Raw genomic sequence first — 9644 nt, forward strand, 5'->3', positions numbered from 1 at the left:
CATGATTTGTTGCGCCCGGAGTTTCCATCCGTGAACCACAAGAAGATTTATCGCCTGTACGAGGAAGCCGAACTGAAGGTGCGCAAACGGCGCAAGGCCAAGCGTCCGGTGGGTGCGACGTCCCCCCGCCCTGAGTAGCGGCCTGGTTTAGAGTCCGGGGCTGGTTTGACCCACCCCCGATTCCAATTTCAGCGTATGAACTAAAGTGACAACGCCACCGTTTTCAATGCATCCGTCACTGGTCCGAACACAAACTGCCGCAGCAAGCGCGCCTCACCAGCGTCCACTGCATGCGTCGCACCTTGCTCATAGGTCTGCAGCACGGCGTGCGATTCCCGCCTGATCGCGATTGCAAGTTCATCCAGATGCCGCAATGCCAGTTTGGGCGGCACGCCGATGGAGTCGCCAAATGCAGCGACATCATTGCGGCGGATAGAGGCGTAACGGCGGGCGTTGCCCATCGGAAAAACCAGTTCGTCCAAACCCCAATCTGGGGCCTTGTAGACGCTGGTACTGAGCAGGTCGTAGTGCGGCGCGAGTTCCCAGCCGTTGGCGCCGCGCAGAAAGCTCAGGTTCTTGAGGTGGGCGTCGCTGTTGCCGATGAAGAAGTTGAACAACTGCCAGCGCAGCAGCGCGATGCGGGTGGCCGCGGGCATGCGGCTGATGCGTTCGAGCGCGCGCAAGTTGTCGCTGGTGGCTTGTTGGTATTTGTAAGCGCGATCCAGCGACAGCAATTGGCAACCGTCCAGCGCGTAACGGCGCTGTGCCTGCAGGCCATCGCCGAGGCGGTCGAAGCGGCGCACCAGATACACCGGTTCCGGCACGCGGCGCACGGCGACTTGCGGCACCGGCAGTCCGCAGGCAGCGGCCAGCTGCATGCAGAACCATGCGTTGACCGCGCTATGCGGGTAGTCGTCCACATGTTCGTGGTCGGGCTTGAGAATGTGGGTGGACGCGGCCGTGCCCACCGGCTCCCATAACCGCCCCTCATCCACCACCACCGCCAGCTTGTGCTGAGCGCCCGCCAGCGACATGCGCTTGGGTGCGCCGTGAGTCAGCGGTTGCCGAGGCAACGCGCGAATACGCGTGGACAACTCCGCATCTGTCAGCGGCTGCAGCGCTGGCCCTGGCAGTTGCTGACCTGGCCGCAGCAAGGTCAACGCGCCGGCCGACTCCGGGCCGAAACGCTGCAACAGACCGAAGGCGTCGGCCGCGTCGATGCCCGCGTCGCTGGCAATCAGCCGGCGCCCGCCCTCTTCGGGCAGCAGGTTGTCGAAGAACCACTGCACCGGGCGCTGGCTGCCGCCATCGACGATCTCGCTGGCGCTGCGCGGCAACGCAGGAGACAGGTCGAAGCCGTCCTTGCGCCACGTCTGGTCGTACGCGAGCACCCACAGATTGCCCTGCTCCCGCAGCTCGCCGACGCGGCGGCTTTCCAGCCACAGTTCCAGGCTACGTGGCGCGTCGGCGTTGTTCATTTGGGGGGCTTGTCTACAGGGGCCGGCAGCTCCATCGGCAGGTCCAGCTGGACCTGGATGCCCAATTGCCGCAGCAGCTCGAACACCCGGCCCAGTTGCACGGTGTCCTTGCCGCGCTCGACATTGCCCAGCACCACATGGCTGGTGCCGGCCAGCGCCGCCAAGTCGTCCTGCCGTAAGCCTTGTGCCTTGCGAACGGCGCGGACGTAAGCGCCGATGTCGGATGCCTGGTCGATTGGGACGCGCATAGCAGTCATCGAATCTAAAGCGGGCTTTAGATTATTCCGGCACTGATGCAGGAACAAGCAAAATCTAAAGCTGGCATTAGATCGGCTGTCTGTCAGGCATTTGCTGAATTGGAAACTAAAGCTGGCTTTAGTTTTAAGATCTTGAGCCGACGCTGACGCGTGAGTGGCAACGCCCCCGTGCAATTTGATGACCAAACGATGCCAGCTGCGTTGGCCTACCTACTCCACCCAATCACTTGTGCTGCTCGCACCGCGCGCCGGAGTTCCAAGCCACGCAGATCGGATGCGGTGACCAGACTTGCGATTGCAGCCCGCAACGAACTGGCTACAGTCTGCGCAGGGCCATTGCGCCCACTCCATCCATCTGCGCCTCAAAGGATCCGCATGCCCCTGCATCGTCTTGCCCCCCGCCTGGGCCTGGCCGTTGGCCTGCTGTGCGCCTGCGCCGCGCACGCGGCCGAGCCGGTGACCGCGCATCGCCTGCTGCGCGTCACCCTGGACGGGGCGACCGATCAGCCCGCGTCCGGGCGGCTGCTGGTGTTCGCCACCCTGGCCAAGCAGGCCCGGGCCGAGGCCAAGGACGGCAAGGTGGAAGAGGTGAACGTAAACCCGTTCCGCCCGACGGCGGTGGCCGTGGCGGCGCAGGAGGTGACCGCGCTCAGGCCCGGTGCCAGCGTCGAGATCGACCTGGACAACATCGCCTACCCCAGCGCGTTTTCCGCGCTGCCGGCCGGCGAGTACCTGTTCCAGGCCGTGCTGGACCCGGACCACAGCTACAGCTATGGCGGCCGCGATGGCGGCGATCTGCTGAGCGAGGTCACCGCGGTGACGCCGGGCAAGGGCAAGCCGTTGCCCACGCTGAGGCTCAGCAAGCAGGTGCCGGTGTCGGACGACCCGTGGCAGGTGTCGCCGCGTGCACCGCAGGCAATCCGCGACGCGATCCCGGAGGCCAAGCTGCATAGCGCGGACGCCTCGCTGCTGAGCCCGTCGCTGAGCGCGTTCTGGGGCCGGCCGGTCTCGCTGCGCGCCCGCGTGCTGACTCCGCCCGGCTACGACGCCAAGGCCCGCGTGCGCTATCCCACCGTGTATGTCACCCATGGCTTCGGCGGCAACTACAACCGCTTTGCCGGCAGCATCGCCGCGACCTGGAGCGCGATGGCGGCCAAGCAGATGCCGCCGATGATCTGGGTGTTCCTGGACCAGTCCACGCCCACCGGCACCCACGAGTTCGCCGACTCGGTCAACAACGGCCCCTGGGGCACCGCGCTGACCGAAGAGCTGATCCCCGCGCTGGAACGGCAGTACAAGATGGACGGCAACGCCAAGGGCCGGTTCCTCAACGGGCATTCGTCCGGCGGCTGGGCCACGCTGTGGCTGCAGACGCGCTATCCCAAGCTGTTCGGCGGTACCTGGTCCACCTCGCCCGATTCCAGCGACTTCCACGACTTCACCGGGCCGGATCTGTACGCGCCCAATGCCAACGTCTACCGGCGCGCCGACGGCAGCCAGTTCCCGCTGATCCGCGACCAGGGCAAGGTCGTGGCCGACCTGGAAACCTTCGCCAAGCTCGAGCGCGTGCTGGGCCCTTACGGCGGCCAGATGACCTCGTTCGACTGGGTGTTCTCGCCGCGCGGGCCCGACGGCCGCCCGGTGCCGATGTTCGACCGCGACACCGGCACCGTCGACCCGGCCGTGGTGGCCTACTGGCGCACGCACTACGACATCGCCGCGCGCGTAGCCGCGCAATGGCCCACGCTCAAGCCGGATCTGGACGGCAAGATCCACCTGATCGTCGGCACCGCCGACACGTTCTATCTGGATGGGGCGGCGCACAAGTTTCAGGCCGTGCTGGACGGCCTGGGCGCCAGGAGCGACTTCCGCTACCTGGAAGGTCGCACCCACTTCGACCTGTACAAGGAGGGCGAGGACAGCAACGCCTTGATGAAGAAGATTGCCTGGGAGATGTACGCAGTGGCGCGACCGAAGCAGTAAGTGCCTCCACGCAGGTGCCTGCGTATCGCGCCCATGCAAGCCACCGCCACGCCAAACCGCTACTGAGACTCAGGCCAAGCGCTTGGGCAACTCCCATTCCAGCTGCTGCCTGAGCACCAGCAGCAGTACCTGGATTTGGCCGGTGCGGACCATGGCCGCCGGTGTTTGCCCGTCCAGTGCGTTCAAGGGTGTGCGGAACCAGCGGATCAGTGCTTCGTTGTTGCCGCCGTTGAGCGCCCAGGCATGGCAGACGATCTCGCCCACGGTCTCGATGCCGGTGCTGCCAAGCAAATTGAGGTGCTCCGGCGTAAAGGAAAACAGCGACAGCACCAACTCTGCATCGGCCGCGTTGGCCTGTTCGCTCTCCATGCGCTCGCTGTGCGCAGTGCTGTACGCAGATACCTGGGCGCGGAATGTTTCGGCGCGCCGCATGCCAACGAGCAGTGATGCAATCAGGTCGGCGCGTTCCACGTGGCAGTCCTGCAGTGTGTTTGCGGGCAAGCTAACCGCGTGATGGCGGTCGCTCAATCAGGAGTCTCCTGACAGGCGGTGAAGGCGTCAGCAAGCGTTGCATTTCGTGCTGGCCGGCCATTGCCCGGTAGGTCAGCCAGTGGCGGCGCCCGCTCTGCTGACAGATGGGGCACTGCTGGGCTGGGCTGCGACGAAAGCCGGGTGAGCGACGCCATGCCCGGGCCATCGCGGCACTGTCGGCCCGCAGGATGATGGCGACTGCGCCACGGTGACCGCGAGCGATTGCCCTGCCCGGGCAGACCACCGATCGACCGCAGCGACTGTCGAAAGGACTTAACAAATGGGTTGGTAGGATTCGGGCGCGTCTCTGGAAGCAGCCTGCGCCTGGATGGGCTGCAGTATTGGAGTGTCATCTCATGAGGAGTTGTCAGATGCCCTGGAAGTCCGCTCTCGCCGTCCTTGCCCTGTCCGCCGCCGCGCTGCCGGCACTGGCCCAATCCGACCGACAAGTGGTCGAGGACATGCTCACCCGCTCGGCCAATGTCTGCCCCGGCCACAGTACCGATCGCACCTCGCCCACCGTCAAGGCCGTCCCCGTGGGCGCGCTGCGGGTGATGCTGGAGCGCGGCCTGGTCATGTGCCCGGACCGCCGCCTGGATGCCGCCGCACCGGCCGTGTTCTACGGCAAGTTCGGCGTGTTCGCCTGGAACCCCGAAGTGAAGGCCGGCTCGGAGGTGATCGTCAAGCAGATTGGAACGATGACGCGCAACGAGGAATACCCCACCGAAACCCTGGTGTGGGATGCCAAGGGCACCGCGCTCAAGCAGCAGACCGTGCCGATGTTCGAACCAAAGCCGGGTGCGGCGGTGTTGTACAAGGTGCGCTAAGCACGTCATCGCGCACCGGTGCGTGCGCTCTTGAAACCGCACACCCTGCGCCTGCCCGATCACGCAAGGCGACGCAGGCGCCGGGTGTGGCTTGCCATCGGCGTCGCTGCAATGCTGCTTGTTGCGCTGAGCGGCTACGGCTGCACAGCACACCCAAGCCCGGCCGAGCAACAGCAGCAGACGTATTGGCGTGGCAAAGCCGAGCGGGAATTGGCGCCCGGCATGTCCAAAGCCCAGGTGCAAGCCTGGGCGGCGCATCACACGCTTCGCCAAACCAACGGCATGACCCCCATGCTCATGGCCGAACCTGTGGAAACCCGCTGGCCGCATTTTCCCTGTGCCACCACATTCACCATGATTTCGCTGACGTACGATGCGCAGGACACGCTGGCGTCCTTCACCGTCGGCCGAGCGGGTATCTGTCTTTAGCGCGGCGCTTGACCACGGACCGATGCGCGTTATGCATGCCGGTTTCCAAGCGTGAGCGCGTTGCCCGCGCCTCAGCCTTGCTTCACAGGGCTGACCGTTGCGGTGAAGTGGCGAGGCTCATCGGTGATCGGGTCATCGAATGCCAGCGTATGCGCGAACAACTGCAGCGGCCGTTCCGGATCATCGGGCCGCTGATCTTCCAGATCGGGATAAAAGCGGTCATGCAGGATCGGCGCGCCAAGCGCGGCCATGTGCACACGCACCTGGTGCTTGCGCCCGGTGACCGGCTCCAGCCGATACGTCCACGTGTCTGCGCCGCGTGCGACCACATCGATCACGGTCTCGCTGTTCGGCTCGCCCACGCCCTCGCGCATGCGGAAGAACGGCTCGCCCGGCTCCAGCCGACTGCGATGCACAGATGGCAAGGTCAGCGCCGGCAGCGGGAGTGCGACCGCCAGATAGTGCTTGCGAATGCGTCGCTCGCGGAAGAGCGCCTGATAGATGCCGCGCGTGGCGGGGTTGGCCGAGAACAACACCAGCCCGGCGGTTTCGCGATCGATGCGGTGCAACGGCACCAGCGCTGGATTGTCCAGCCGGCGCACTAGTCGCGTCAGCAGGGTCTCGCGCACGTATGCACCGGTCGGTGCCACCGGCAGGAAATGCGGCTTGCAGGCCACCACCAGATCCGCGTCGGCGTGCACCACCGTCTCGACATAGGGGATGACCGGCTCGTGGGAAACCTCGCGGAAATAGCGGATTTCGGCCCCCAATCGATACGGCGCCAGTAACGATAAAGCATGGTCATTGGCATCGCGCACCAGGCCGCGTGCGAAACGGTCGCGCCAGCGCTCGGCCGCGATCGCCGGAAAACATGCGCACAGCGCATCGAAGACCGAGGCCCAGGGGCCGGCAGGCAGCTGGAAGCGACTGGCCGGCGTGCCATCGTGGGTGCGGGGTGCATCGGGCATCGGGCATCGCCGAGATCGCAACAGGATCGAGAAGTTGGCATGGTAACGCGCGATGCCGCGACGCATGGCATGCAGCGTCGCGACTGCCTGCAGCACTGCACCATCGTTTGCTCGCCGTAGCTGCTGGCTTCCGCCTGCGCGAAGCGATGTGCGCTCGCCCGATGTCGCTACATCGACACGTGGTGTTCTGGAACCTACGTTCGAATGGCGATGCGTGCGATCGCGCACGATGCACGCCCTGATCACCGGCCCCGCAGCTTGCAACACATGTGTCATCGAGACCGTTGACGTTCCGTGCTGGCAGCCCGCCTATCCCTTTCTCAAGCAGGACATCACCATGCGTTCAACCCTTCACGCAACCGTTGCGACGGCAGGACTTGTTGCCCTCGTCACCACCAGTGCGGCCATGGCCGCCGTGCCGTCGGTCGCGCAATGCACCACGCCCCAGCCCTGGGTGCATTCCAACGCCGGCGTGGTCGTCGGCAACGGCACCGCGGCCAGCTGTACCGCCAGCGCGCTCGCCACTGCGGTGGCGCGAGGTGGTTATGTCACCTTCAACTGCGGCGCGGGTGCGGCCAGCATCGCCGTCAACCAGACCATCACCATCGGCGCCAGCACGCCGACGGTGATCGATGGCAAGGGCAAGATCACCCTCGACGGCCGCCAGGCCGCGCGCATCTTCCAGGTAAAAAACGGCAATGCGTTGTCGGTGCGCAATCTGAAGCTGCAGAACGGCAGCTCCGTGCAGCCGTCGTCCAACACCCAGTACGCCCCCGGCACCTGGGGTGGCGGGGCGATCAACGTCAATTACCGCGGCAAGCTGGAAGTGATCAACAGCCAGTTCCTGGGCAACCGCAGCAGCATTGGCGGTGGCGCCATCTTCGCCGGCAGCGATACCGACGTGACCATCGTCAAGAGCTCGTTCTCCAAGAACACCTCGTGGCTGGGCGGTGCCCTCTACACGCAGCTCAGCCGCCTGACCATCGTCAATTCGGAGCTTGTCGGCAACCAGGCGATCAATGCGCCGGCCGGCTTCCCGGATGCCGACCAGTTCGGCAACAGCGGCGCGATCGACACGGACGGCGCCTCGCTCGCCGGCTACCTCAACGCGGCCGCAGGCGGCGCCACCCTCTCGGTCTGCGGCACCGTGGTGCGTAACAACACCGCAGCCAACAGTGGCGGCGGCGCCACGCTATGGGCGTATGCACCCGACACCATCGACGTGCGCTACTCGACCTTCGCCAACAACATTGCCTACGGCGGCCCGGCCGGTGGTGCGCGCATCAGCCTCGGCTTCGGCGATACCACTCACTCCGGCACGACCATCACCACCCCAGGCATCATCAACGTCGAAGAAACCAGCTTCATTTCCAATCGCGCCGAAAAGAGCAACGCCGGCGCCTTGTACATGGATTGCTACGGCCCGTCCTGCAACGTCAGCAACAGCACCTTCTATGGCAATTACGCCAAGGGTGTCGGCGCTGCGATCCAGCATGTGGGTTGGCAGCCCTCCAATGGCGACCAGGGCAAGACCACGGTGCGCTTCAACAACGTGACCTTCGCCGAGAACACCCCCGGGTCCACCCTGTTCGGTAGCGGCTTCGACATCCGCAACAGCATCCTGTACTCCAAGACCGAGCGGACGTTCTGCAGCGACCAGAGCAGCACCGGCAACAACCTGATCGAGTATTCGGCTGCGGGCGCCTTGTTCAATCGCTGCCTCACCGCCGGCCTCGCACGCGCCACCGATCCCCTGCTTGGCAAACCGGCCGCCAACGGTGGCCCCACGCTGACCCAGTTGCCGGCGGCCAATAGCCCGGTGCGCAATCTCGGCAACAACTGCCGCACCATCGACCAGCGTGGCGTTGCACGCAACACCGCTGTGTGCGACGCAGGCGCGGTGGAAATCAAGTAAGTCGACCTGCGCATCCTCCTCGCCTGAGGAGGACGCGTATCGCGTGACCGGGCGGGCTAGCCCGCTCGGTTGCGCAATCAGGCGTTCGCAAGATCAATCCCGAAGTGACAAGTGTTGCGTCAGTGAGCCTGACCCTGTTTCCGCTGTCTCCTGCGTCTCAAGCGGACTCGAGCGTTACCCTGGCTGCCGGCGGGTTGCATCGAAGTGCGTCGTTCCCGGCACGTGATGGAGTCCAGATCGCGGTGGCCTGGTTGACCTGCTGACAAACCCCGTTTCAGCGACTATGGTCGAATCTGGAATGGGGGTTCTGGCATGGGACGCAGAAAGAAACAGGGTGGGTTTGACGCGTTGGCCGCGTTGCCGTGGCCGCTCGGCGTGGTCGCGGGCATCGTTGCTTTTGTTGGCGTGCGCTACGGCATCGGCTGGTGGTTTTCTCGCCAGGACGGAATGCTGTCGCAAGGCTTCGCCCAGCAAGCGGATGGAATATTCGCGCCATTGGCGTGGATGCTGCTCGGCATCTGCTGGCTCGCTGCGCTGGTCTCCTATCTGCGCACACGCAACCGGCGACGCTTTCTGGAAACACGCACAACGCTGGAGAGCCTGGCCGCCGGTGGCTGGCGCCAGTTCGAACAGTTAGTGGGCGAAGCGTTTCGCCGCCAGGGCTACGGCGTTGAAGAAACCGGTCTGGGTGGCGCCGACGGCGGCATCGACCTGATCCTGCGTAAGGACGGCCGCCGCACGCTGGTGCAATGCAAGCAATGGAAGCGCCAGCAGGTTGGCGTCAGCGTCGTGCGAGAAATGTTCGGCCTGCTCGCCCATCACCAGGCCTACGCGGTGAAGATCGTATGTATCGGTACCTACACGAAGGACGCAGAGCGGTTTGCTGAAGGTAGGCCGATTGAGCTGATCCGCGGCGAACGGCTGCTGGAAATGATTCGAGCGGTACAACTACACGCTGCAAAGCAACCGACACCACAAGCAGCGCGCGTCGAACCTATCTTCGCTTCCACTGAGTCCACTGCCTCCACAACTATCGCCACCCTAGGCTGCCCGCGCTGCGGCAGCGAGCTTGTTCAGAGAAGGAACCGACGCACTAGCGAGCACTTCCTAGGCTGCAGCCAGTTCCCCAGGTGTAGAGGAACCGCATAAGTGAACCTGACCCTGAGGTATCCCCACGTTTTTCAGTTCAGGACCATCTGGTTGTGAATGTGTTCGGGCAGTGTGCGTAGTCGCGCTAGCCATTGGCTGATGAGCTC

At 64.8% G+C, this 9644-nt stretch carries 9 protein-coding genes; 5 read left to right on the top strand and 4 right to left on the bottom strand.

What is annotated here, in order from left to right; genetic code table 11:
• Positions 1-200 precede the first annotated feature (200 nt).
• Positions 201-1478, bottom strand: coding sequence for a HipA domain-containing protein (locus GGR61_RS20495; protein ID WP_184623731.1), 1278 nt, complete (start codon positions 1476-1478; stop codon positions 201-203).
• Positions 1475-1726 (bottom strand): helix-turn-helix domain-containing protein, encoded by a 252-nt coding sequence (locus GGR61_RS20500; protein ID WP_184623734.1) that lies wholly within the window; start codon positions 1724-1726, stop codon positions 1475-1477. Before GGR61_RS20500 ends, GGR61_RS20495 begins: the two co-directional genes overlap by 4 nt.
• A gap of 384 nt (positions 1727-2110) precedes the next feature.
• On the opposite strand from GGR61_RS20500, the gene GGR61_RS20505 reads away from it, so the two are divergent.
• The gene (locus tag GGR61_RS20505; RefSeq protein WP_184623736.1) at positions 2111-3718 is read left to right on the top strand and encodes an alpha/beta hydrolase-fold protein; all 1608 of its coding nucleotides are present in this window, start codon (positions 2111-2113) and stop codon (positions 3716-3718) included.
• A gap of 69 nt (positions 3719-3787) precedes the next feature.
• Here GGR61_RS20505 and GGR61_RS20510 read toward each other — a convergent pair whose 3' ends face one another.
• Positions 3788-4189, bottom strand: a complete 402-nt coding sequence (locus GGR61_RS20510) for an antitoxin Xre/MbcA/ParS toxin-binding domain-containing protein (protein ID WP_184623738.1) — start codon at positions 4187-4189, stop codon at positions 3788-3790.
• A 431-nt stretch (positions 4190-4620) separates the two neighbouring features.
• Between GGR61_RS20510 and GGR61_RS20515 the strand changes: the two genes are divergently transcribed.
• Both GGR61_RS20515 and GGR61_RS20520 read left to right on the top strand, forming a co-directional pair.
• Complete coding sequence (locus GGR61_RS20515) at positions 4621-5076, top strand: hypothetical protein (protein WP_184408246.1); 456 nt, start codon at positions 4621-4623, stop codon at positions 5074-5076.
• A 30-nt stretch (positions 5077-5106) separates the two neighbouring features.
• Positions 5107-5505 carry a hypothetical protein gene (locus tag GGR61_RS20520; protein ID WP_184623740.1) on the top strand — a complete coding sequence of 133 codons (399 nt, stop codon included), beginning with the start codon at positions 5107-5109 and terminating at the stop codon, positions 5503-5505.
• 71 nt (positions 5506-5576) lie between these two features.
• Here GGR61_RS20520 and GGR61_RS20525 read toward each other — a convergent pair whose 3' ends face one another.
• The gene (locus GGR61_RS20525; RefSeq protein WP_184623742.1) at positions 5577-6473 is read right to left on the bottom strand and encodes a pseudouridine synthase; all 897 of its coding nucleotides are present in this window, start codon (positions 6471-6473) and stop codon (positions 5577-5579) included.
• A gap of 337 nt (positions 6474-6810) precedes the next feature.
• On the opposite strand from GGR61_RS20525, the gene GGR61_RS20530 reads away from it, so the two are divergent.
• Together GGR61_RS20530 and GGR61_RS20535 are read left to right on the top strand one after the other, a co-directional pair.
• Positions 6811-8388: a choice-of-anchor Q domain-containing protein gene (locus GGR61_RS20530; protein ID WP_184623743.1), complete on the top strand. Its 1578-nt coding sequence runs from the start codon at positions 6811-6813 to the stop codon at positions 8386-8388.
• Between the two features lie 312 nt (positions 8389-8700).
• On the top strand, positions 8701-9537 hold the full coding sequence (locus tag GGR61_RS20535) for a restriction endonuclease (RefSeq protein WP_184623746.1): 837 nt from the start codon (positions 8701-8703) through the stop codon (positions 9535-9537).
• The last annotated feature ends 107 nt before the right edge of the window (positions 9538-9644 follow it).

Origin of the sequence: Xanthomonas sp. 3058 (assembly GCF_014199765.1) — a bacterium.
Lineage (GTDB): Bacteria > Pseudomonadota > Gammaproteobacteria > Xanthomonadales > Xanthomonadaceae > Xanthomonas > Xanthomonas campestris_B.